The sequence below is a fragment of the Agromyces binzhouensis genome, assembly GCF_004135055.1.
In the GTDB taxonomy this organism is placed as follows: domain Bacteria; phylum Actinomycetota; class Actinomycetes; order Actinomycetales; family Microbacteriaceae; genus Agromyces; species Agromyces binzhouensis.
This window is the reverse complement of sequence record NZ_SDPL01000010.1, coordinates 1-23,683: the sequence shown is the minus strand read 5'-3', so window position 1 is coordinate 23,683 and position 23,683 is coordinate 1. Positions and strand designations below refer to the sequence as shown.

22 protein-coding genes are annotated in these 23,683 nt (G+C 68.0%); 14 read left to right on the top strand and 8 right to left on the bottom strand.

Translation table 11 applies throughout. From position 1 onward, the window contains the following. The 8 genes from ESO86_RS18510 to ESO86_RS01530 all read left to right on the top strand — a co-directional run. Positions 1-334: nuclear transport factor 2 family protein (locus ESO86_RS18510; RefSeq protein ID WP_340638827.1), on the top strand; the 334-nt coding region annotated here is incomplete at its 5' end. A 51-nt stretch (positions 335-385) separates the two neighbouring features. After that, positions 386-1,072, top strand: a complete 687-nt coding sequence (locus ESO86_RS01560) for an O-methyltransferase (protein WP_129233141.1) — start codon at positions 386-388, stop codon at positions 1,070-1,072. Between the two features lie 245 nt (positions 1,073-1,317). Beyond that, positions 1,318-1,587 carry a DUF1876 domain-containing protein gene (locus tag ESO86_RS01555; RefSeq protein ID WP_129233140.1) on the top strand — a complete coding sequence of 90 codons (270 nt, stop codon included), beginning with the start codon at positions 1,318-1,320 and terminating at the stop codon, positions 1,585-1,587. 120 nt (positions 1,588-1,707) lie between these two features. Then, positions 1,708-2,118, top strand: coding sequence for a PNPOx family protein (locus tag ESO86_RS01550; protein ID WP_129233139.1), 411 nt, complete (start codon positions 1,708-1,710; stop codon positions 2,116-2,118). A gap of 217 nt (positions 2,119-2,335) precedes the next feature. Then, entirely contained in the window at positions 2,336-4,735 is a 2,400-nt protein-coding gene (ppsA, locus tag ESO86_RS01545) for a phosphoenolpyruvate synthase (RefSeq protein WP_129233138.1), read from the top strand. Between the two features lie 485 nt (positions 4,736-5,220). Further along, entirely contained in the window at positions 5,221-5,406 is a 186-nt protein-coding gene (locus tag ESO86_RS01540) for a hypothetical protein (protein WP_129233137.1), read from the top strand. Between the two features lie 82 nt (positions 5,407-5,488). Then, positions 5,489-5,947 (top strand): DoxX family protein, encoded by a 459-nt coding sequence (locus ESO86_RS01535; RefSeq protein WP_422836466.1) that lies wholly within the window; start codon positions 5,489-5,491, stop codon positions 5,945-5,947. A 285-nt stretch (positions 5,948-6,232) separates the two neighbouring features. Beyond that, positions 6,233-6,451 (top strand): ribonuclease HepT family protein, encoded by a 219-nt coding sequence (locus tag ESO86_RS01530; RefSeq protein WP_129233136.1) that lies wholly within the window; start codon positions 6,233-6,235, stop codon positions 6,449-6,451. Positions 6,452-6,537: 86 nt separating this feature from the next. Here ESO86_RS01530 and ESO86_RS01525 read toward each other — a convergent pair whose 3' ends face one another. The 3 genes from ESO86_RS01525 to ESO86_RS01515 form a co-directional block, all read right to left on the bottom strand. Continuing rightward, a complete protein-coding gene (locus tag ESO86_RS01525) occupies positions 6,538-8,172 on the bottom strand; it encodes a S8 family peptidase (RefSeq protein ID WP_207206975.1) in 1,635 nt (544 codons plus the stop codon). Positions 8,173-8,559: 387 nt separating this feature from the next. After that, complete coding sequence (locus tag ESO86_RS19875; RefSeq protein ID WP_129233135.1) at positions 8,560-9,495, bottom strand: G5 domain-containing protein; 936 nt, start codon at positions 9,493-9,495, stop codon at positions 8,560-8,562. 85 nt (positions 9,496-9,580) lie between these two features. Then, positions 9,581-9,814 (bottom strand): hypothetical protein, encoded by a 234-nt coding sequence (locus tag ESO86_RS01515; RefSeq protein ID WP_129233134.1) that lies wholly within the window; start codon positions 9,812-9,814, stop codon positions 9,581-9,583. 195 nt (positions 9,815-10,009) lie between these two features. Between ESO86_RS01515 and ESO86_RS01510 the strand changes: the two genes are divergently transcribed. Both ESO86_RS01510 and ESO86_RS01505 read left to right on the top strand, forming a co-directional pair. Beyond that, complete coding sequence (locus tag ESO86_RS01510) at positions 10,010-10,417, top strand: (deoxy)nucleoside triphosphate pyrophosphohydrolase (protein WP_129233133.1); 408 nt, start codon at positions 10,010-10,012, stop codon at positions 10,415-10,417. Positions 10,418-10,430: 13 nt separating this feature from the next. Then, positions 10,431-13,337, top strand: a complete 2,907-nt coding sequence (locus ESO86_RS01505; protein ID WP_129233132.1) for a DEAD/DEAH box helicase — start codon at positions 10,431-10,433, stop codon at positions 13,335-13,337. Here ESO86_RS01505 and ESO86_RS01500 read toward each other — a convergent pair. The 4 genes from ESO86_RS01500 to ESO86_RS01485 all read right to left on the bottom strand — a co-directional run bounded on the left by ESO86_RS01500 (position 13,334) and on the right by ESO86_RS01485 (position 17,959). Further along, positions 13,334-15,118, bottom strand: a complete 1,785-nt coding sequence (locus ESO86_RS01500) for a DUF2075 domain-containing protein (protein ID WP_129233131.1) — start codon at positions 15,116-15,118, stop codon at positions 13,334-13,336. The two genes, ESO86_RS01505 and ESO86_RS01500, sit on opposite strands and share 4 nt — an antisense overlap. Then, entirely contained in the window at positions 15,105-15,443 is a 339-nt protein-coding gene (locus tag ESO86_RS01495; protein ID WP_129233130.1) for a nucleotide pyrophosphohydrolase, read from the bottom strand. Before ESO86_RS01495 ends, ESO86_RS01500 begins: the two co-directional genes overlap by 14 nt. 165 nt (positions 15,444-15,608) lie before the next feature. After that, the gene (locus tag ESO86_RS01490; protein WP_129233129.1) at positions 15,609-16,775 is read right to left on the bottom strand and encodes an RtcB family protein; all 1,167 of its coding nucleotides are present in this window, start codon (positions 16,773-16,775) and stop codon (positions 15,609-15,611) included. Between the two features lie 428 nt (positions 16,776-17,203). After that, a complete protein-coding gene (locus tag ESO86_RS01485) occupies positions 17,204-17,959 on the bottom strand; it encodes a hypothetical protein (protein ID WP_129233128.1) in 756 nt (251 codons plus the stop codon). 135 nt (positions 17,960-18,094) lie between these two features. Here ESO86_RS01485 and ESO86_RS01480 point away from each other — a divergent pair, with 135 nt between their 5' ends. The 4 genes from ESO86_RS01480 to ESO86_RS01465 all read left to right on the top strand — a co-directional run bounded on the left by ESO86_RS01480 (position 18,095) and on the right by ESO86_RS01465 (position 23,336). After that, the gene (locus tag ESO86_RS01480; RefSeq protein WP_129233127.1) at positions 18,095-18,931 is read left to right on the top strand and encodes a nuclease-related domain-containing protein; all 837 of its coding nucleotides are present in this window, start codon (positions 18,095-18,097) and stop codon (positions 18,929-18,931) included. Positions 18,932-19,080: 149 nt separating this feature from the next. Beyond that, positions 19,081-19,596: a hypothetical protein gene (locus tag ESO86_RS01475; RefSeq protein ID WP_129233126.1), complete on the top strand. Its 516-nt coding sequence runs from the start codon at positions 19,081-19,083 to the stop codon at positions 19,594-19,596. A gap of 117 nt (positions 19,597-19,713) precedes the next feature. Beyond that, entirely contained in the window at positions 19,714-21,747 is a 2,034-nt protein-coding gene (locus tag ESO86_RS01470; RefSeq protein ID WP_129233125.1) for a hydantoinase/oxoprolinase family protein, read from the top strand. Further along, the gene (locus tag ESO86_RS01465; protein ID WP_129233124.1) at positions 21,744-23,336 is read left to right on the top strand and encodes a hydantoinase B/oxoprolinase family protein; all 1,593 of its coding nucleotides are present in this window, start codon (positions 21,744-21,746) and stop codon (positions 23,334-23,336) included. Before ESO86_RS01470 ends, ESO86_RS01465 begins: the two co-directional genes overlap by 4 nt. Here ESO86_RS01465 and ESO86_RS01460 read toward each other — a convergent pair. Beyond that, a partial coding sequence (locus tag ESO86_RS01460; RefSeq protein WP_165307207.1) for a helix-turn-helix domain-containing protein occupies positions 23,315-23,683 on the bottom strand: 369 nt, incomplete at its 5' end. The two genes, ESO86_RS01465 and ESO86_RS01460, sit on opposite strands and share 22 nt — an antisense overlap.

Genomic DNA, 23,683 nt, shown 5'->3' with positions numbered 1-23,683 from the left:
CGCCTTCGCGGCCGCCGCGCAGGCCGGGGACCTCGCCGCGCTCACGCGCGTGCTCGACCCCGACGTGACCCTGCGTTCGGACGGCGGCGGCGTCGTCTCGGCGGCGCGCAGGCCGGTGCTCGGCGCCGAGAACGTGGCGCGGTTCCTGCTGGGGCTGCTCGCGAAGAACCCGAGCGACCGGATCGAGCCGCGGGCGACGACGGATGGCACGGGCTTCGCGGTCGTCCGCGGCGACGCCCTCATCGGCATCGTGAACTTCAACGTGGTCGCCGGGCGCGTCGTCGACGTGTGGATCGTGATGAACCCGGAGAAGCTCGGGGCCTGGCGCGGCTGAGGTGTTCGGCACCCCGTTGACGCCCCGCCCCACCCGGACGATGCTGACGCCATGACCGAACCCACCCTCGAGAACTGGCGCCGCGTCGACGACTACCTCGCGGCGACCCTGCTCGACGACGACCCCGACCTGGTCGCCGCCCGCCGCGACTCGCTCGCCGCTGGCCTCCCGGCGATCGAGGTCACGCCGCTCGCCGGCGCGTTCCTCACCCTGCTCGCCCGCATGACGGGAGCCCGACGTGCGCTCGAGATCGGCACCCTCGGCGGGTACTCGACGATCCACCTGGCCCGCGGCATCCGCCCGGACGGCCGGGTGGTGACGCTCGAGCTCGAGCAGCGGCACGCGGCCGTGGCCCGCGCCAACCTCGAGCGGGCGGGGGTCTCGGACCGGGTCGAGATCGTCGTCGGGCGCGCCGCCGACTCGCTGCCCCTCCTCGGCGAGCGCCTCGCCGGGCTGGGCGAGGAGCCGTTCGACCTCGTGTTCATCGACGCCGACAAGGAGTCGAACGTGCTCTACCTCGACTGGGCGATCCGGCTGGGGCATCCGGGCACCGTCATCGTCGTCGACAACATCGGCCGCGGCGGCGAGGTCGCCGACGGGGCCAGCGTCGACCCGATGGTGGTCGGCACGAGGCGCGGCCTCGAGCTGCTGGGCGGCGACCCGCGGGTGGATGCCACGGCGCTGCAGACCGTCGGCGCGAAGGGGTGGGACGGGCTCGCGATCGGGCTCGTGCGGTAGCGCGCGGGCGGTGGCGCGCGGGCGGTGGCGCGCGGGCGGTGGCGCGGGCATCTCGTGCAAGGTGCGAGTTCGCAGGATGACGCGCCCGATCCATCCGCCCAGGCGACCATCGCCCGGCTCATCCTGCGAACCCGCACCCGCACCCGCATCGCCGCCGAGTGGACACCTTGCACGGACTTGCCGCCGCCCTCCGGCCCCGTGGCTACGCTGACGATGGAACCGACCGGGGAGGGGTGGTGAGTTCCATGACTGCGACGAAGCAGTGGAGCGTCACCGTCGACATCGACGAGCAAGAGGACACGACGTGGGCGCACGTCAGCCTGCACACGCCCGCGGGCCTGGACGTAACCGGCGACGGCCACGCGCAGCGCAATCCGCTCGATCCGAGCGTGCCCGAGATCGGCGACGAGCTCGCGGTCTCGCGCGCGCTCCGCAACCTCGCCGAGCGGATGCTGCACACCGCGGAGAAGGACATCCGCGGCGCGACCGGGCAGCCGGCGCACCTGCACCGGTAGGTCGGGCGGGCGCCGCCCGCTCCGGCGACGACGACGGATGCCGCGGCACGGCGCCCGCACGCGCCGCGAACCGCGGGGCATCCGCTCGACGCCACGTTCGGTGCGCCGTACGGTCGGAGCATGGCGATGGGACGGTTCACGCGCGGGTGGCTGACGTTCATCAACCACACGCTGAACCACGTCACGCTGGGGATGGCGCGCCGCGGCATCCCGCCGTTCTCGTTCGTGCGCACCGTGGGGCGCAGGAGCGGCCGTACGTTCGAGACGCCCCTGATCCTGGCGCGCGTGCCGGGTGGGTTCGTCGCCGAGCTCACCTACGGCGACGAGGTGAACTGGTACCGCAACCTCATCGCCGCGGGCGGCGGCACCGTGGGCTGGAAGCGTCGCGAGATCGCCGTCGAGGCGCCCGAGCCGATGGCGACGGATGCCGGCCTCCGGGCGTTCGGGCCGCCCGCCGAGTGGGTGCTCAGGCTGCTCGGCCGACACGAGTTCCGGCTGCTGCGCGAGGCGACGCCGCCCGCTGGGGCCTGACGGCCGCGCACCTCGCCACGCACCCGATCGTGTAATACGCACGAAATATTCACACGTTCTTTGCGTACTAGGTCGGTCAAGGGCGTGATTTCCGCACGATTCGCGTAATTTATGCGATTCTTTCGTCCCGTTCTGGCGAGGGCACGCCCCGTTTGTGAGGCAATCTCGAATCACCGGAACACACCGGTCCCCATCGCTTCATGAAAGGGAGTCCACCGTGACCACCAACATCCTCTGGCTCTCCGACCTCGGCCTCGACGACATCGGGAAGGTGGGCGGCAAGAACGCCTCGCTCGGTGAACTCATCCACAACCTCGGCGCTGCGGGCGTGAACGTGCCCGAGGGCTTCGCCACCACGGCCGACGCCTTCCGCACGTTCCTCGCGCAGACCGGCCTCGAGGACCGGATCGCCGCGACCCTGCTCGCCCTCGACAGCTCCGACACGCTGGCCCTCGCCCGGGCCGGCCGTGCCATCCGCGAGGACATCATCTCGACCCCGCTGCAGGAGGACCTCGAGGCCGAGATCCGGTCCGCCTACGCGGCGCTCACCGAGGGCGAGGACCCGGACGACCCGGTCTCCTGGGCTGTGCGATCGAGCGCGACGGCCGAGGACCTCCCCGACGCATCCTTCGCCGGCCAGCAGGAGACGTTCCTCAACATCCGCGGCATCGACCAGATCCTGCGCGCCGTGCACGAGGTCTTCGCGTCCCTCTACAACGACCGCGCGATCTCGTACCGCGTGCACCACGGCTTCGCGCACCTCGACGTCGCGCTCTCGGTGGGCATCCAGCGGATGGTGCGGAGCGACCTCGCCTCGTCGGGCGTGATGTTCACGCTCGACACCGAGTCGGGCTTCTCGAACGCGGTGCTCATCACGTCGGCGTACGGACTCGGCGAGGGCGTGGTGCAGGGCGCCGTGAACCCCGACGAGTTCGTCGTCTACAAGCCGGCGCTGAACGCCGGGCGCCCCGCCATCCTGAAGCGGACGGTCGGCGAGAAGGCCACGAAGATGATCTACACGAAGTCGAAGACCGTCGGCCGCACCGTGGAGTTCGTGCCGGTGACCCCGCCCGAGGCGCGACGCTTCAGCCTGAACGACGCAGAGATCGAGGAGCTCGCCCGCTACGCGGTGAGCATCGAGAAGCACTATGGCCGCCCCATGGACATCGAGTGGGCGAAGGACGGCATCGACGGCCGGCTGTACATCGTGCAGGCCCGACCCGAGACGGTCGTCGCCCGGCGGACGGGTCGCACCGAGCGGTTCAGCCTCGACGAGCGCGGCACCGTCATCGCCGAGGGGCGCGCGATCGGGCACAAGATCGGCGCGGGGCCGGCACGCGTGCTCACCTCGATCGAGGACATGCACGAGTTCAACCCGGGCGACGTGCTCGTGGCCGACATGACCGACCCCGACTGGGAGCCGGTGATGAAGATCGCCTCGGCCATCGTCACCAACCGCGGCGGGCGCACCTGTCACGCCGCGATCATCGCCCGTGAGCTCGGCGTACCCGCCGTCGTCGGTGCGGGGGATGCCACCTCGGCCCTCGTCCACGGCCAGCAGGTCACCGTCTCGTGCGGCGAGGGCGAAACCGGGTACGTCTACGACGGCACGCTCGACTACTCGATCGAGTACACCGACCTCGGCGACCTCCCCGAGATCCCGACGTCGGTGATGATGAACGTCGGCACGCCCGAGCAGGCGTTCAACTTCGCCCAGACCCCGAACGACGGCATCGGCCTGGCCCGCCTCGAGTTCATCATCAACCGCCAGATCGGCATCCACCCGAAGGCGCTGCTCGACGTCGACGACCAGGCCCCGGAGGTGGCGAAGGAGATCCGCCGGCGGATCGCGCCGTACTCCGGCGCACGCGACTTCTTCGTCAAGCGCGTCGCCGAGGGCGTCTCGACGCTCGCGGCCGCGTTCGCCCCCAACCCGGTGATCGTGCGGATGTCGGACTTCAAGTCGAACGAGTACGCCAACCTGATCGGCGGCGAGCGGTACGAGCCCGACGAGGAGAACCCGATGCTCGGGTTCCGCGGCGCGTCGCGCTACGTGTCGCCCGGGTTCCGCGAGTGCTTCGACCTCGAGTGCCAGGCGCTGAAGTTCGCGCGCGACGAGATGGGGCTGACGAACATCAAGATCATGATCCCGTTCGTGCGCACGATCGCCGAGGCCGAGGCCGTCATCGCGGCGCTCGCCGAGAACGGCCTGGTGCGCGGACAGAACGGACTGCAGGTCGTGATGATGTGCGAGGTTCCGAGCAACGCGGTGCTCGCGCACGACTTCCTCAACCACTTCGACGGCTTCTCGATCGGCTCGAACGACCTCACCCAGCTCACGCTCGGCGTCGACCGCGACTCGGCCGAGATGTCCCGCGTGTTCGACGAGCGCGACCCCGCGGTGCTGAAGCTGCTGAGCATGGCCATCGAGGCGTGCGTCTCGCGCGGCAAGTACGTCGGCATCTGCGGCCAGGGCCCGAGCGACCACCCCGACTTCGCCGAGTGGCTCATGGCCCAGGGCATCTCGTCGATCTCGCTGAACCCCGACACGGTCGTCGAGACGTGGCAGCGGCTCGGCCGGATGGAAGCCGCGAAGCGGGAGGCGGCGCTGGTCTGACGCGGGGCTGAGCGCCTCGCTGAGGGGCGACAGCGGATGCCACGGGGCCGCGCGAGTGCACGAGCACTCGCGCGGCCCCGCTCGCGTTCCCGCCGAGCGCGTGCCCACCCACTGCTGGGCCCGCCCGCGCCGCGCCCGCTCGTCGCCCTCGCGGGTTGCCACTTTCGCCGGAAAGTCAGGTTCCGAAAGGCGCAGAAGTGGCACTACGACGAGCGGAGCGCGTCCACGTGGGAGATCTCCGTACTGATCGGCGCGATGCTCGAGGCATCCGACTTCGAACCGGCGTCGCGAGGGTCGCGTGGGCGGATGCTCGCCCGCACGGCCCTTCGCGCGACGGTCGCGGTGAGCGGCCGAGGCCCGGACGCGACCTGCGACGGGTGTCAAGCCCTGCCGGTGCCGCGCAGATCGGGCGAGGCTGGAACGGAGATCACGCGACGGCCGCGCGGCTCGGACCGCGTCGCCGTCCCCGAGGAAGGGAGCCGCTGATGAGCGACACGGATCGATCAGCCGAGATGCCCGAGCGACCCGACGGCTACGAGGACGCTCGGGAGCGCACCGAGGATCCGGATGAGGTGCGCGACGGCAGCACGTCGGAGACCGGCGACGCCCAGCCCATGAGCGAGTCGACGGACGGCGGGCTCGACGGCGGCGACCCCGGCGTCGAGGAGTAGGCAGCGCTTCGCGCGGGCGCCCTGCCGGAACCGGCGCGGGTCGCCCGCCGCCATCGGCGAGCGCGACTGCCAGACTGGCCCGATGCCGACCCGCACCCGACGCCCTGCACGAACCCGACGCCCCCGCCGTTCCGGCCCGCTCACCGTCATCCGCTCGGTCGCGCGCTGGCTGCTCGCCGGCATGCTGGTGTTCGCCGGGCTCTCGCACCTGTTCTGGGCGCGGAAGGGGTTCCGCATCGCGGTGCCCGACTGGGTGGCGACCGAGCCGGCCGACAAGGATGCCGTCGTGATCGCGTCGGGCGCGGCCGAGATCATGCTCGGCACGGCCGCGGTGGCGCTCCCCCGCGAGCGCCGGCGCGTCGGCCTCGCGATCGCGGCGTTCTTCGTGGCGGTGTTCCCTGGCAACATCCACCACTGGCGCACCGGCCGATCGGTGCCGCTCATGCGCACGGACCGGGCGCGGTTCCTGCGGCTGTTCCTGCAGCCGGTGCTCGTGGCGTGGGCGCTGTGGAGCACGGCGCCCGACGGCGCGCGGCGCTGACGCCTGCCGTCCGATCGAGATGCCGGAACTGGTCGAATCGCCGGCTTCGAACCATCCGTTCGCGGCATCTCGGCGGCCGGCCGTACCGACGCGCGGGCGATCTCGCGTCATCGGCGACGTACTCGACCCGGACCGCGACCGCGACGTGATCGCCGAGGCCGTCGACCTGTGAGGCCGGCCGACCGCATCGAGCGCTGGCTCGATGACCTCGCCGCGACGCTCGAGACCGCCTCGGCTCTCGTTGCCCGCGGTCGCGCCGACTTCGATCGCGATCCAGCGATCCCGTTGGCATTCGAAGCTCTGTCGAACCGTGTCGGCGATCTCGCGAAGCGCCTCGTCACCGCCGATCCGTCACGCTTCACCGATCCGCTCTGGTCGCAGGCCGCGCGCAACCGCGATTTCGTCGCGCACCACGACGACCGCGCCGAGGTCGACGCGGTCTGGGTCACCGTCTCGCGCAGCTTCCCCGAGCTCGCGAGTCTCGTCGAGCTGGTACGCGACTGACCGACACGCGCTGCGCCGCCGACACCCGCGCCGACGCCGAGGCGCTCGATGGATGCGGATCACGGCGCCCCCGGGCCATCCGCCCTTCACCGCCCGAGGTTCTTGAACGCCTTCTCCGCGATCCGGTCCAGCTGCTTCGGCGTCAACCGCCCGTCGAACGCCCGCGCCTCCTTCGCGATCGCCGCGACGAGCTCGCGCCGCCCTCGCACCGCATGCGAACGCCAGTCGGGATCGACCGGCACCGGCCCCTTGCCCGGCACCCAGATCACGCCCGGCGCATCGTTGATGATCCCGAACAGGATGTACACCCAGTACACGAACCGGCCGTCGATGCGGAACCGCTCGTTCTTCTCGATGCGGTCGAAGATCGCCCTCAGGTCCGGCATGACGCCGATGCGGTCGGTCGCGGGGTTAGCGCTGGGAGTGTTGAGCGAAGACGAGAGCCACGAACGCACGCTCCCCGGCGAGAACGGACTCCCCTTCCGCGCCTTCCGCCAGCTCTGCAGCAGCACCGCGGCGCCCGTGACGATCGGGCTGGCACCGGACGTCCCGCCGAACGACCCGGTGTACGCCGTGGTCGAGGTGCCGGTCCATCCGTCGCCCGTGGTGTCGACGTTCTGGCCCCACGCGTAGCAGTCGATGCGGCTGCCGTGGTTCGAGAACGACAGCCGCGCGTGCGGCGCGGCGGATGACGCGGCGCCGACCATGATCGCCCCGGAATCGCGGAAGTCGTCGTCGCCGACCTTCAGCAGGTGGCGGCCGGAGGCATCCGTCCAGTCGTCGAGGTCGTTGCCGCCGTTGCCGGCCGCCTCGACGACCACGATGCCGGCGTCGACCGCATCGCGGATGGCGTCGAACACCGCCTGCTCGACCTCGACCGGAAGGTACGACGTCGACGACCCGCCCGCGGTGGTCTGCGCCTCGAGCAGCAGCACGTCGCCCGGCGACATCGCGTCGGCCGCCGAGATGATGGCCGCCGCGGTGCTGTAGCTCGTCGACGTGCGGTACTGCGACACGACCCGAGCGGATGCCCCGGGCGCGACGCCCACGCCGCCCTTCGTGTTGTCGACCGAGACGACCTCGCCGAGCACCGCCGTGCCGTGCCCGTGGTACGCCTGGCTCACGCCCGAGATGATCGTGATGCCGGCCGCCGCGAGGTCCTCGTGGTTCAGCGTCCACCCCTGCTCGAGGTCGACGAACCCGATGCCCGTGCCATCCGTCGCACCCCACGCCCACCGCGCGTCGATGCCGTCGGGCGCGGCATCCAGGTACCCCTGGTTCCCGCTGCGCGGGTCGTCGCCCGCGTTCACCGGCGGCGGCGTCGGCCCGCCCTCGACATAGGCGGTCTCGACGTCGTCGCGCGCGTCGAGTTCCTTGGCGAGCTCGGCAGCGGATGCCTCGTCCCGCACCGTGATGGCCGCATACCCGTCGAACCGGGCCCGCCGCCCCCGCCCGAGCCGCTCGCGCTCGTCGCGCCCGACCATCGGCTCGAGGTACGCCTCCCCGGCCACCCGCCGCTGGTACTCCGCGAGCACATCCCCGAGGTACCCGACCGCATCGACCAGCTCGCGCCCGACGTCGTCCTCCTGCTCCCCCGCCCGCCGCTCACCCGGACGCTCCTTCAACGCCCGCTCGCGCCGCGCCGCATCGGTGACCTTCACGACCACCCGCCGCTGCACGTCTTGTGCGTCGACCGGGTCGAGCTCCGTGCCGTCGATCATGCCCATGATCCGCTCCCCTCCGTTGCGGATGGCGGTCGTGCGCGCGCGTGCGCTGGGCGCCGCGCGCGGGCGGCCGGCCACTTCTGATGGTTACGTGGCGATCATGCGCCGGGGTGGGGGCGGATGCATCGGGGTGGGCCCGGAGGAGACGACCCTCGCCAGGCGATGCAGGCAACCGCTCGATATCTGGTCCGTCCGGCCCACATTGCCCATGATGCGGTCGACGAACCAGCGTTGAATACCCCAGCGACGGACCGAACGACTCGTCAGGGCCGACCAAGGCCAAGGTCGTGCGAGTCCCGCCTGATCGATCTCGCACCGTTCGATGAGCGAGATGTGCGGGTTCGGCGATATGGCCAGGCACTACCTTCGGAGGGTCACCTCCGCTCAGTCGCAGCCAACCCCGTCGCCGTCGCGGTCGAGGTCATAGATGTCCGATCCGATCACGTGCACGGGTCCCCATACGTACTCCGGCCCGTTGCCGCTTCCGCCAGCACAATCGACGTCGGAGGCGATAGGCACGCACGCCCACTCGTAGTTCGGGTCGCAGCCACTCGGCGCTGCAGGTTCGGGCTCGGGAGCCGGCTGCGGGGGCGGCGGCGGAACCTTCGTTCCGACCGCGGTGACTTCATCCACAGGCTGCTTGGTGACCGTTTCGCGGAGCTTCGTCCGACTGATCTGTACGCCATCGACAATGACGACTTCGTAGGTGACCGTGCGCTCGCCGTCAGCGCCGGGCGTTCGCAATTCCGTGAGCCCGACATCGAGGTTCGAGTCATCGACCGAGGACGAACCGAATGGGATCGCCTCAGTTTCCTTTTCCTGCTTGACGACCCGAACCGGCGTCGGAGTCGGAGAGGCGGTTGCCCGCGGAGTGATGGTCGGCGAAACGAGCGAATGACTCGCGTCGGACTCCGCGCTGACCTTCGAAGCCGAGCTGCCGGTGATCCCGGCTCCGACCATCATCACGACCAACGCGCCGGCGACGACCGCCGCCGCAATCGGTCGTGTGCGAATCCCGATGAATTCGAAGGAGCCTCGCGCAAGCCCGATCACACCGACGATCAGAGCGGCAAAGCCGATGAATGCGAAAAGTGCGCCCCAGCCGCCACTCGTCCCCACCACCAAGAGGATCAAGAAGCCGCCAACGACCAACCATCGCTTCGCTGTCGGCAAGGCCCTCCATGTGCTTGCCTTGCTCACGGACTTGGGAGGAGAGGGGGTGAGTTCGTCGCCGAACCGGTCCGTCCAGGCACTTCCGTCCCACCACCTTTGGCGTCCGGATCCGTCGTCGTACCAGCCCGCAGGCGCGTTGTTCGGCATCGGGAGTAGGGCCCTTTCGTCTGCTCAATGACCGTACTGGCTGACGGAACGCACAGGCAGCCCCCAGGTCTGGGGGTCGTCGGCCTTAGCCGCTGCACATAGGCACCTCTCGTTCGCACGCGTTCACCGCCGGCCGCGTCGGCCCGCCTTCGACGTAGGCGGTCTTGACGTCGTCGCGCACATCGAGTTCCTTGGCGAGCTGGGCAGCGGATGCCGCGTCCCGCACCGTGATCGCCGCATACCCGTCGAACCGCGCCCGCCGCCTCCGCCCGAGCCGCACGCGCTCGTCCATCGGCTCGAGGTACCCCTTTCCGGTCACCCGATCCTGGTGCGGGCGCGGATGCATCGGGGCGGGCATCGACGTGGTCGTGCACTGACTCGCACCGCAGCTAGCGACCGCACCACACGAGCTACTCTGATGCCGACATCAGTCCTGGGCCCTGCCGCTGCACCAGACGAAGGAGACTCTAAGCTGCATACAAACACCAATCCAGGAGCTGCGCGGAGTACGCCTGTGAAGAAGCAAATCAACGTTGTCGGTGCCGTAGTCGTTAGGGAAGACACTGTCCTGGCAGCTCAACGTAGCGCAGCGATGTCGCTCCCGGGCCTGTGGGAGTTCCCGGGCGGAAAGGTCGAAGCGGACGAGACGCCACAGGAGGCGCTCGCGCGCGAAATGGACGAAGAACTTCTCTGCACAGTGCAGATTGGTGATCACGTCGAGACCACCAGTCATGAGTACCCGTTTGGCGTCGTTACGCTTACGACCTATTATGCGACGTTGATCGGCGGCGAGCCTCAGTTGACCGAACACTCCGCGATTCGTTGGATTCCCATACCCGTTCTCGACAGCGTGGAGTGGGCGCCCGCAGACGTGCCTGCGGTCCAGAAGGTCATGCAGGACCACGCTGCCGGTGCGGCGTGACGGGCCGCGGTTCGTGAGCTCCATCTCAGGGCAAATTCGCCGTGACAACGCGTTTGGCTTTGACAGCTCGGCCCTTGACGCCGAACAGCGCTATCACCCCTTGCTGGTCTCGAACCAAGGCACAAACACAATGCTTCGGTCGATCCGCGATGAGCTACGCCGCTCTAAGAGTTTCACATTCTCAGTCGCCTTCGTAACGCCCAGCGCAATCGCGATGCTCAAGCAGGCGCTGCTTGACTTTGAGGGCGAAGGTACGATAGTCACGTCGACCTACCTCGGGTTCAATTCCCCTGCTGCGTTCAGGGAACTGTTGAACCTCGCACGAGTCGAGGTCTATATTCACCAAGCTGCAAAAGGTGCCTTCCATGCGAAGGGGTACGTCTTCGAGCAAGACGAGAGTATGACCGCGATAATCGGAAGCTCAAATCTAACCGAGACTGCGCTGCTGACAAATCACGAGTGGAACCTGCGGTTCTCCGCGCTACCGGACGGCGACATCGTTCATCAGATTCGTGGTGCGCTGACCGCCCAACTCGCGGAGTGCACACCACTTTCCCCAGGCTGGGTCGATTCGTACGAGGCTTCGTACGTTCCGCCTCCTCGACACACGCCCTTGACGCCGGAAGACGACGACCCGATTCCTCAGGGCGCCGTCGTTCCGAATGCGATGCAAAATGAGGCGCTCGCGGAGATCCAGCGTGTACGCGACGCCGGCGAGGAGCGTGCAGTGGTGATCTCCGCGACCGGAACTGGAAAGACGATTCTCTCGGCGCTCGATGTGCGTTCGGTCGATCCCGCTCGCGTCCTATTCATCGCCCACCGCGAGCAGATTCTGGATCGGGCAATCGACGAGTTTCGTCGAGTACTAGATGCGCCCAGAGACGACTTCGGCAAGTTTGTCGGAAGTTCCCGCGAGGTCGATCGGCGCTATGTGTTCGCGACCGTCCAGTCTCTTTCACGCCCAGAAAATCTGCGCCTCATCCGCCCCGATGCATTCGACTACGTGCTCATCGATGAGGTCCATCGCGCCGGGGCCGGCACCTACCGGCGCATGATCGACTACCTGCAGCCCAAGTTTATTCTGGGAGTTACAGCCACACCCGAGCGTACAGACGACTTCAATATCTTCGAGCTCTTCGACTTTAATGTTCCGTACGAGATTCGCCTCCAAAAAGCGCTCGAGGAAGACATGCTCGCTCCGTTCCACTACTACGGGGTGACCGACTTCCAGACGGCGGAGGGCGACATCATCGACGACACCTCCAATTTGTCTCAGCTAGTAGCGCCCGAGCGCGCGGACCACATTGTGCGCGCCGTTGCAACCTATGGACATGCCGGAGCGTCCGTCCGGGGCCTAATCTTCTGCAGCCGTAAGCACGAGGCGATCGAACTCTCGAACCTACTCAACGACCGACAGGTCCACGGAAGGCGTCTTCGCACTGTCGCGCTCACCGGCGACGACTCAATCGGAACGCGGGAGTCCGCGGTCGAGAAGCTCGAGCGAGGCGAGCTGGACTACATACTGACGGTCGATGTATTCAACGAAGGCATCGATATCCCCACCGTCAATCAGGTCGTGATGTTGAGACAAACGCAGTCGAGCATCATCTTCACGCAGCAGCTTGGCCGCGGGCTGCGGAAGGCCGCCGGGAAGGACCATCTAGTTGTAATCGATTTCATTGGGAACTACGCCAACAATTACTTGATCCCCATCGCATTGTTTGGCGACAACAGTCTCAACAAGGACTCGATCCGCAAGCGCTTGATCGACGCCCAGGAAGCGGGTGCAATATCCGGGCTTTCCAGCGTCAACTTCGATGCAATTTCACGCGATCGCATCTTTGAATCGCTGGCAAATACCTCGCTCGACAGCATGCAAAACTTGAAGCGGACTCTTGTCGAGCTGGAGAACCGGCTTGGCCACAGTCCGCGCCTAATGGATTTTGCCCGCTTCGACGCAGCCGATCCAACGGTTGTCGCTGGGAAGCGAGGAAGCTACTGGAGCCTCCTCGTCGCATTGAAGCGCGTCGATAGCGCTCCCACAGAGGCTCAGGAGGCGGTCCTGACATTCCTGTCCGCCGAGTTGCTCAACGGCAAGCGTCCTCACGAATTGCTCTTACTTCAGTCGCTTCTTGCTGACGAGGGTTCTGTCACACAAGACGACTACGTTCGGCTCCTCGAACGTGAACGGTGTAATTCGGAATCCTCCACCGTGCGGTCTGTGAGTAGGGTTCTCTCTCTGGAGTTCTTCACGGAGGCTGAGCGCCGCAAGTACGGCGGTCGACCCCTGGTCACGCTCGTCGACGGAATGTTCAACCTCGATCCTCGCCTTCGCGAACTCATGCGCTCGAGCCAAACTTTCGCCGCCCACATCTGGGATGTTATTGAGACCGGTCTGTACCTCGCTCGGCACCACTATCGGTGGTTCGGAACTCTCGAGGTCGGGCAACGATACTCACGAAAGGACGCCTGCCGGCTTCTCAACTGGGAGTCGAATGAACAGAGCACGATCTATGGCTACAAGGTCGACTACACCTCAAGCACGTGTCCTATCTTCATTACTTATCACAAGGCAGATAGTGTCTCCGAAAGCACTAGATATGAAGATGAGTTCATAAGCGAATCGGCGATTACATGGTTCACTCGAAGTCGCAGGACGCTGCGAAGCAATGAGGTTCGGGCAATCGTTGAGAACCGAGTTCCTCTGCATCTCTTCGCGAAGAAGGATGACGCCGAAGGCTCCGACTTCTACTATCTGGGCCGAGCACATTCGGCGGAAGCCCGCCAGGAGCAAATGCCAGTTGGGCAACGTGCGCAATTGGACGTTGTAAGGATGCGACTGAACATGGATTCGCCGATCGAGACAAGTCTGTATGAGTATCTCGTGACTCGGTCTTCGCCCGACGCGCCGCGTTCCTAGAGTCGTGACTGTGCTCCTTCCGAGCGCCTGCGGGAGTGGGTCGCTTGTAGCCGCGCTTGGGTTCCGGTACCCAGCAATGATTCGAAATACGACCGAAGTCTAGGATCACATACATAGATGTACGTCCCGCGTATCCCACGGGTGAGTAGTACCGCGTAGATGTTCAAGATGAACTCGAGCAGGGCTTCGTCGTCGTAAGTGATGCCTAGGGTCGGGTTGTTCTCCTTGCCCTTGGTGTCGTAATAGGAGGCGCGATGGGCGCGCACCTTGCCGGTCAACGGGTCGAGTCTCAGGTCTTCGCCGATGATCACTCCGGCGTAGTTCAGGTCGTAGCCCTGAACGGTGTGGATCGAGCCAACGTCGTCGATAGACCCCTCGGAGTTGATCCAGTCGACCGCCGTGCGGTTCCAGTGCAAGGCCACCCCGTCGAGCTCGATGTCGAATTCCGAAGCGTCCTTGCGTGACTTCCACGGCCAGGCGTAGCCAGCCACCAGGCGCGCAAGTCCATGCTCTTCGTCCCGAGCACGGATCGCATCGTGCATCTCACCGAGATTCTGGAACAGCCGCAGGTCATAGCCTGCGAAAGCTCCGGCATCGGAAGCCTGAGCGCGCAGTAGGCGCCGAATGAAGTCGATGTAGTCCGCACCGCCTGCGACCCGCATCTGCGAAGCGAGTGGATAGAAGCGATGGGCTCCCTTGGCCTCACGTACGAGTTCACCGAGGAGGGGCCTCGGCAGGTCCGCCGGCCGGACGGCCTGCGCTTCATCCAGAAGGAAGACCTGATGGCGACTCTTGGAACGGATCCAGTCGAGCTGGGTCTTGGTCAGGTCGTCGTCGCCGTACAAGGCACCGTTGATCTCTCGGAACTTCTTGTTGAGCACGCCCGTTGGCTGATTGGCGCGCTGATTCAGCCGATGGGTTTCGTCGACCACGAGCAGATCGAAATCATCGTCCGACCCGCCGACCTCGAAGGGGGTGAGCACCATCTGACGGTCGAGGCCGGGGGTCTTCGCGAAGACCTTCTGGATCGACCTGCGCAGGGATTGTTGTGGCACGACGATGCCGATCCGGAAATCACGCAGCAACTCCGAATGATCCTCGAGGAAGAAGTCGGAGAAGAGCGAATCGGTCTCCGGCCGATCATTGGCATTCGCGGCCTGGATGTCGCGCAGCAGCTTCATGAGGAACACACCGACGATCGTCTTACCGGTACCGGGATCGCCTTGAACCACTACGGTGCTGCGAGTGCCTTGCTCCAAGTCCTCGAAGAGCCCTTCAAGGATGCCTTCCATAGCGACTGCTTGCTCTTGGTTGAGGGCCTTGAAGGGCGAGAGCTTGAAGAGGTCGCTGTTCTCGATCTCCGGGATGCCCCGGGTGAACATTCCCGCCGTACGCAACTGTTCGAAGATCTCGTCGAACGTGTTGCGATACTTCACCCGGTCGTAGTAGTCAGCGTCGGTGATGCCCTCGTTGCGATTGATCACCTTGAATCGTCCGTCGCCCGCGAAGAGTCGGATCAAGTAGGACTCGAGGTCGAGGCAAGCGGACTTGTTGAAGGTCTCGTCGATCACGATACGAACAGCGTTGAGATGCTGTTTGCCTTCGTTGTCGAGGTGCTGCCGGAGCCGACCCGCCGCGTTCAACGTCTCACCGACGTAGACCTCGGCGTGGTCGCTGATCGTGTACACGACGGGCCAATTCGCGTGTCGCCCGTCGGGTTCAGCCCACGTCCGCACCGCCTGCTTGGAGAACGGAAAGTGCTCCACCCTAAAGCTGGTCATACTTCGCGCTCCTGCCACGTGCTCGATCGACCGGGTACTTGCTCCGCGTCTGCGCGAGCTTGTTGAGAATGATGCGGCCCGGATCGACGCCGAGCCGGTCGGCGAGCAGGTAGCAGTAGGTCAGCACATCCGCGAGTTCCTCGACGACACGCTCACTTTCCGCCGCATCATCCCACTGGAAGCACTCGAGGAGTTCGCCCGCCTCGATGCTGATGCTCTTTGCGAGGTTCGCTGGCGTATGGAACTGTCGCCAATCGCGTTCGGCCACGAAATCACGTAGCGCGTTCAGCACATCAGGCTCTTCACTCTCGGATCCAGAGGCCATGAACGGAAGCCTATGAGCCGCGGCAGGCATGGGGAGGTCGCACTCGCACGTTTCGACTGCCGCAGTCAGTCGGGCGACGTGGAGCACCGCGACTCGCGCCCACCCGTCGCCGAGCGGGCGCGAGCCGCGGCATCCGTCACCCTCTGTTGAGCGGCGTAGGGCGCCTCAGTCCCCCTTCACGTTCACCACCTGCCGCAGCGTGTGCCGCACCCGCACGAGCGACGCGGCATCCGCCATCACCCGGTCGATCGGCTTGTACGCGGCCGGGATCTCGTCGATGAACGCGTCGGTGTCGCGGAACTCGATGCCGGCCATCGCCTCCCGCAGCTGATCCTGCGTGAAGGTCCGCCGGGCGGCGGAGCGCGAGTACGTCCGGCCCGCACCGTGCGGCGAGGAGTTCAGCGACATCCGATCACCCAGCCCCTCGACCACGTACGACGCGGTACCCATCGAACCCGGGATCAGGCCCGGCCGGCCAGCATCGGCCTGGATCGCACCCTTGCGCGACACCCACGCCCGCTTGCCGAAGTGCTCCTCGCTCTCGGTGAAGTTGTGGTGGCAGTTGATCCGCTCCCGCTCCTCCACCGGCGCGCCGACCCACTCCGAGACCTGCCGGATGACCCGGTCCATCATCTCCTCCCGGTTCAGCAGCGCGAAGTGCTGCGCCCACCGCAGCTCCGCGATGTACCGCGAGAACTCCGGCGTGCCCTCCACGAGGTACGCGAGGTCCCGGTCGGGCAGGTCGATCCACCACTTGCGGCAGAGCTCCTGCGCGACCCGGATGTGGTGCTGCGCGATCCTGTTGCCCACGCCCCGGCTTCCGGAGTGCAGGAACAGCCACACGGCATCCGCCTCATCGAGCGAGACCTCGATGAAGTGGTTGCCGCTGCCGAGCGAACCCAGCTGCAGCTGCCAGTCGCCCAGGTATCGTGCCGGGTCGAACCCCTTCGCCTCGGCGAGCGCCTCGAGCTCGGCGATCCGCGGCTCGGCGGTCGCGACCACCTTGCGGTTCGCGTGACCGGCCGACAGCGGGATGGCGCGCTCGATCTGCTCCCGGACCTCCCTCCGGTCGGAGGGCAGGTCGGATGCCTCGAACTGCGTCTTCACGGCGATCATGCCGCAGCCGATGTCGACGCCGACCGCCGCCGGCATGATCGCGCCGAGCGTCGGGATGACCGACCCCACGGTGGCGCCGAGGCCCAGGTGCGCGTCGGGCATCAGCGCGAGGTGCGGGTAGATGAACGGCATCGTCGACGACGTGCGGGCCTGCTCGACGGTCTTCTCGTCGATCAGGCTCGCCCACGACACGAGCCGTGCGGAGAGCTTCTCCATGTTCCTTTCCTGTCTGGTTGCGTTGCGTTCTGGATGTCGCACCGCTCCGTTCCCGCGTTCGCGGGCGGGCGGGTCGGTGCGGATCGCGGAGCCCGAGGGCTCCCGTCGCGCGCAGACGGAAGGAAACCCCGGGCCTCGGATGGCACGGGGTGACGCGGTTGCTCGCGGCCATCGGGCCGCGGCGGCGTCAGCGTGCCGGTTCGAGCACCTGCTCGAGCGTGCGAAGCCGCCGCTCTTGGCGGCTTTTCGCGGGCTCGATGAAGGACTGGCGATTCGTGCGCTGCAGATACACGGCGGCTCGTCCTTCCTCGTGCAGGTCTCCGGGATGCCGCGCGGGTGCGCAGCCTTGCGACGATAGCGGGGGTTGAAGGTTGGGTCAACGGTGGGTTTCGCGGCGCTGAACCGACTGCCCGAGCGGGAGGCTCGGTTCAGCCCACCGAATCGCCCAATGCCGACCGCACCGTGAACCGCACCTCCTCGGCGATCTGACGCATCGCTGCCGGAACCGGCGAGTCGTCCTTCGCGGACCGGCCCAATCTGCTGAAGAAGTCGCCGACACTGCTGCCGCGCGCGATCGCTCGGTACGCGTCCGGGAGGGTGTCGACGTGCGCACCGCCATCATGATGCGCCAGCCACAGCACGACCTCGCGGCGGGACGCCTCCGTCCCCCGGTTGTCGAAGATCCTCGGGACCTGCCACCAGTAGGTGAATCCGACCCGGTGCGGACCCAACGGCACTTGGGAGAACGCCGGCGCCCACGTCGCATCCGCTTCGCTCGGGATCACCGTGAGGAGGGAGCCGACCGGCGCCACCCCGAGCTCCTTCGCCCGCCTCACGACGCGTGGCCCGCCCGGGATCGTCCCATCCGCCCACGGCAGTACCTGGGTCACTCCCATGCGAGTCAGCAATCCCGTGCTGACCGCCGTGTCGTAGGCGAGCACGCGCACCGCGATGGCAAGTCGTTTCGCCTCCGCGTGCACTCCCGTATCGAAGCGAGCACAGCTCGCGTCGATGAACCCGAGTTGATCGCGGAGATGCTCGAGGTGCTCCTCTGAGAGGGCCAGATCGGCCTTCATCCGGTCCCAACGCCTGAGTCGACGAAGCGTGTCGGGCGATTGGGAAGAGGGGCTGAGCGAGGCAGCAGGCGGCGCATCGTCGAGGATGCGCACGAGCTCTTCCGGCATGTTCCGACGCTACCGGCGCCCGATGTCGAAGCACACGGTCGTCGGGCCGACGACTCACCCCTCTTCGGGGGATTCCGTCCGGTTCGACCTCGCTGGAACGATCGAGCCACCCTGCCGCGACTCGAGAGCCCACCGATGACGTCATCGCCTGACCCGATCCCCGCCGACGTGCATGGCGTCGATTCCCTCGCCCACCGCCGCCCCGCGGCATCCGTCATCGCCGAATGCCTGCGCGTGCAGTCGACCGTGCCGCCGAACACCGCCGTGCAGCGGTTCTTCGGCGTCTCGCCGCTCGGACGCGACGCCGAGCCCTGGTACCTGGGCGCACTCGGCGAGCTCGAGGTCGCGCGGCGCCTCGAGGCGCTTGGACCGGGGTGGGTCGTGCTGCACTCGGTCCCGATCGGATCCGGCTCGAGCGACCTCGACCACGTCGTGATCGGGCCGGCGGGCGTGTTCACGATCAACACGAAGCACCACCGCGGGCAGACCGTGTGGGTCGGCGCGAAGCGCATCCTCGTGAACGGCCAGCGCACCGACCATCTGCGCAACGCCGCGTACGAGGCGAAGCGCACGGCGAACCTGCTGTCCGTGGCCGTGGGCACGCCCGTCGAGGTCACCCCGATCATCGCGATCGCCGGGGCGAAGCGGATGACGGTGCGCGAGCGACCCGCGGATGTCGTCGTGGTGCGCGAGACCGACCTGGTCAGATGGCTGCGGCGCCGGCCGGTGGTGCTGACGCCCGAGCAGGTGGAGCGCCTTGCCTCGGTCGCGGGACAGCCCGGGGCATGGGGGCGGATGCCTGGGGACGAGCCGGTCGATCATGACGGATTCGACCGGTTGCGGATCGCGGTCGACCGCGCGAGCCGGCGTCGGGGGGTCTGGGGGCTCGGCGTGTTCGTCGGCGTCGTGATCGCGGGGTGGGCGGCGTTCCCGATCTGGTCCGATGCGCTCACCACGCTGCTCACTCCCTGACCGGTTCGTCTCACTGTCTCATCAGCCGCACGGTCGGACGCTGTGGTCCTCAGCGCTGAACCGTTTCCGCGGCCGTGATGAGCGGGTCTGCCCGCCACTTCGCACCGCCCGATGCGCGCCGATCCGCCGGTCGGCCGTACGCTCACGGCATGCACGTCTCCGAGCCCGACGACGCGACCACGCCCGAGGTGGCTGCCCTTCTCGACGAGATCTACAGCGGATACCTCCGCGGCGACACGACGGTGATCGACGCGTGGCTTTCCCCCGCGATCACGATGTTCGACTCCGCCGCTCCCGACCTGGTTGCCGGGCCCGTCGGCCTTGAACGCCTGCGTGCCGGGCGTGCCGCGTCGGAACAGCCCGCATCGACCCATGACGCCCCGGCAGTGAGTCCGCCAGAGCTCTCCGACCGATTCGTGGAGACCGCGCTCACTGTCGAACACCTCACGATCCGAACGATCGATGAGGTCGTGATCGCCACCTGGTGGCTCCGTGTCGACGGCGTCGACGGCTCGGGCGCACCCGCCATTCCCGAGCTCTCCCGCAACAGCGCGGTGCTGGTGCGCGCCCGCGACGGTCTCCGGATCGAGCACCTCCACGAGGACGTCTGGCAGCCGCTGGGCGGGCCGGTCGCCGCGAGGTCGCCCGAACACCAGACCCGCTGACGCAGTGACCTGACCGACTGCACACGCGTCACACCCCAGCTGTGCAGCGCGCACAGTCGACCGGATTCGCCTCCTCCTACGCTGCTACCCAGCACCACAGACGCAAGGAGGCATGGCATGCGATACCGCGTATCCATGGACATCGGCGGCACGTTCACCGACATCGTCGTCCACGACACCGACACCGGGATCGTTCGCGCCTCGAAGGCCGACACCACGCCCGGCGACCTCACCGAGGGCGTGCTCGCGGCCATCGCGCAGCTCGACGTACCGGCCGACGAGATCGCCTCGTTCGTGCACGGCACCACCCAGGGCCTGAACGCTCTGCTCGAACGCCGAGGCGCGAAGGTGCTCCTTGCGACGAGCGAAGGCATGCGCGACGTCTACACGATCGCCCGCGGCAACCGCACGCGCATGTTCGACATCCATTACCGCAAGCCGACACCCCTCGTGGGAGCCGATGACACCGTCGAGATCGGCGGTCGGCTCCGGCACGACGGCAGCGAACTGCGGCCGCTCGACGAGGCATCCGTTCGGGATGTCGCAGCTCGCGCCCGTGCCGGCGGGTACGACGCCATCGCGGTCTGCCTGCTCTTCGCGTACGCGAACGAAGCACACGAACTCGAGGTCGAGCGCATGCTGCGCGACGAGCTCGGCGACGACGTCGTCATCGTGCTGTCGCACCGGGTCGCCCGCGAGTGGCGCGAATACGAGCGGACCTCATCGACCGTGCTCGAGGCATACACGGGCCCCGTCGTTCGGCGCTATCTCGAGCGCATCGAGTCGCGCTTCACCGACGAGGGCATCACGAGCGGCGTCCAGGTGATGCAGTCCTCCGGCGGCATCGTCGGCGCCGCGTACGCGGCGGAGCATCCGCTGCAGACCCTGCTCTCCGGACCGGTCGGCGGCACCGCCGGCGGTGCGGCGCTCATGAGCATGCTCGGCCGCGACGACGCGATCTGCATCGACATGGGCGGCACCTCGTTCGACGCATCGCTCGTGCTCGACGGACGTCCCGACATCTCGAGCGACGGCACGGCCGACGGGTTCCCGGTGCTCATGCCGCTCGTGAACCTGCACACCATCGGCGCCGGCGGCGGCTCGGTCGCATACGCCGAGGCCGGCGCACTGCGCGTCGGCCCGCGATCGGCGGGCGCCCAGCCCGGACCCGCCTGCTACGGACGCGGCGGCACCGAGCCGACCGTGACCGATGCGAACGCAGTGCTCGGGCGCGTCGACCCCGACTGGTTCGCCGGCGGCCGCATGAGCCTCGACGTCGCCGCCGCGCACGACGCCGTCGGCCTGCTCGCCGCTGGGTTCGGCATGGAGGCCGTCGACCTGGCCGAGGGCATCCTCGACATCGCGAACGCGAAGATGGCGCAGGCCATCCGCACCCTGACTGTCGAGCACGGCCGCGAACCCGCCGACTTCGCGCTCGTCGCGTTCGGCGGCGCCGGTCCCATGCACGCCGAGGCGATCGCTCGCGAACTCGGCCTGGCGGAGGTGCTCATCCCGGAGTTCCCCGGCGCATTCTCGGCGTGGGGCATGCTCGGCTCCGACGTGCGACGCGACCTCAGCGCCCAGCACTACGTGCATCAGAACGAGCTCGACCGCCGCGAACTCGCCGCTTCGGTGCAACGGCTCATCGACAGCGCGGGCGAGGAACTCGGCGCGCAGCGCGTGCCCACAGACCGCCGCCGCTTCGAGCAGGCCGTCGACATGCGCTACGAAGGCCAGGACTACACATTGACCGTGCTGCTCGACGACCCGGCGGAGCCTGCGCGCGACGACTTCCTCGAGCGCGTCGCCGAGCGCTTCGGCCGTCAGCACGCCGCCCGCTACGGCCACGCCACACCCGAGGCGCCCGTCGAGTTCGTGAGCGTGCGCGTCACCGGATTCGGCGTCAACGAGTTCGGGCACCTCACCGGCGAACGGCACGAGGCCGCGGCATCCGTCACCCGCACCGTGCCGATCGTCTTCGACCGTGCGACCCATCAGACGCCCGTGCTCCGCCGCGACGCGCTGCCCATCGGCGAAACCCTCGCCGGCCCCGTGCTCGTCGTCGAGGAGACCACGACCACCGTCGTCTCTCCGCGAGCCTCGATCCGCCGCGAATCCGCAGGCCACCTCGTCCTGGAGCTGAACGCATGACCACCATCGACCCGGTCCGTACCGAGATCATCCGCTGCGCGCTGCTGCAGGCCGCGGAGGACATGAACACCACGCTCATCCGCTCGGCGTACACGCCCACCATCTACGAGGCGAAGGACTGCGCCGTCGCGATCCTCGACCGCAACCACGACGTGCTCGGGCAGTCGAGCGGCCTGCCCATCTTCCTCGGCAACCTCGAGGAGTGCACCCGGCACACCGAGCGTCGGTTCAGCGCCGACGTGTGGCAGCCCGGCGACGTCTGGGTGCTGAACGACGCCTACGTCGCCGGCGCCCACCTCAACGACGTCACCGTGTACGCGCCCATCTTCGAGCGCGAGGACGGCGGCGAGCTGCTGGGCTTCGCCGCGAGCCGGGCGCACTGGATCGACCTCGGCTCGAAGGACCCCGGCGGGTCGATGGACTCGACGAGCATCCATCAGGAGGGCCTGCGGCTCGGCGCGACCCGAATCATGGCCGGCGGCGTTCCCGTGCAACCCGTCATCGACCTCATCGCCGACAACTCGCGGTTCCCCGAACCGCTCGTCGGCGACCTGCGCGCCCAGATCGCCTGCGTGCGCACCGGCGCCGACCGCACCCGCGAGGTGTTCGCCCGCTGGGGCCTCGAGACCGTGCACGCCGCCCGCGACGCCTACTTCGCGCAGACCACCGCGCTCGAGGCATCCGCCCTTTCGACCCTGCCCGACGGCGAGTACACGGCAGACGGATGCCTCGACAACGACGGCATCGACCTCGACACGCCGATCCGCATCCGGGTGCGCGTGCAGGTCGCCGACGGCCGCATCCGCATCGACCTCACCGAGTCGGCCGACCAGACCGCCGGACCCGTAAACTGCGGTGCCGCGCAGGCCGTGGCCGCATGCCGGGTCGCGTACAAGGCGCTGCTGAGCCCGGATGTGCCCCTGAACGGCGGCTCGTTCCGCCACCTCGACGTCGACGTTCGGCCAGGCTCGGTGCTCGGCGCCATCGAGCCCGCCGCCGTGCAGTACTACTACTCGCACCTCGGCCTGCTCATCGACCTCGTCACCAAGGCGCTTGCCGAGGCGATGCCCGACGCGGTCGCCGCGGCGAGCTACGGCGACTCGCTCATCGTGCAGATGATGGGCACCGACCCGCGCACCGGACGCGAGTTCCTCTCTCAGGAGGCGACGGTCGGCGGCTGGGGCGCCTGGAGCGACGGCGACGGCGAGAGTGCCCTCATCAACAACGTCAACGGGTCGCTGCGCGACATGCCCGTCGAGGTGCTCGAGACGCTGTTCCCCGTGCGCGTCGAGCGCTACGAGGTGCGCCGCGGCTCCGGCGGCGCGGGCGCGCACCGGGGCGGCGACGGCGTCGTGCGCGAGTACGTCTTCGAGGCCGACCAGGAACTCTCGCTCTGGTGGGAGCGCTCGGAGACGCCCGCGTGGGGCCTCTTCGGCGGCGAGTCGGGCGCGACGCCGCAGGTCACGCTGAACCCCGGACGCCCCGACGAGCGCTCGCTGCTGAAGGCCAACGCGATGCGCGTGCGACAGGGCGACGTGCTGCGTTGCGAGTCCGGTGGGGGTGGCGGCTACGGCGTGCCGGTCCCCTGACCTCGCTCCGGTCCCGCCTCGAGCAGCCGCTTCGCGGCGATGTGGATCGCCAGGCGCTGCTGCGGGTCGCCCGGGTCGATGCCCAACGAGCGCACGCGCTCGAGCCGCGCCGCCACCGTGTTCCGATGCACTCCGAGCACGGATGCCACCACGGCGGGCCGGTCGCTGTGGTCGAGGGCCACGGCGAGGGTGCGCAGCAGCGATCCGTCGCGGTCGACGTCCAGCAGCGGGCCGAGCGCCGCACGCGCTGCATCGAGCGTTCCCTCGGGGAGCAGCGCCGGAAGCGCCGCCGCAGGGCCGATGCGATCGGCGAACTGCACGCGCTGGGCACCGGCGCGCGCGACCCG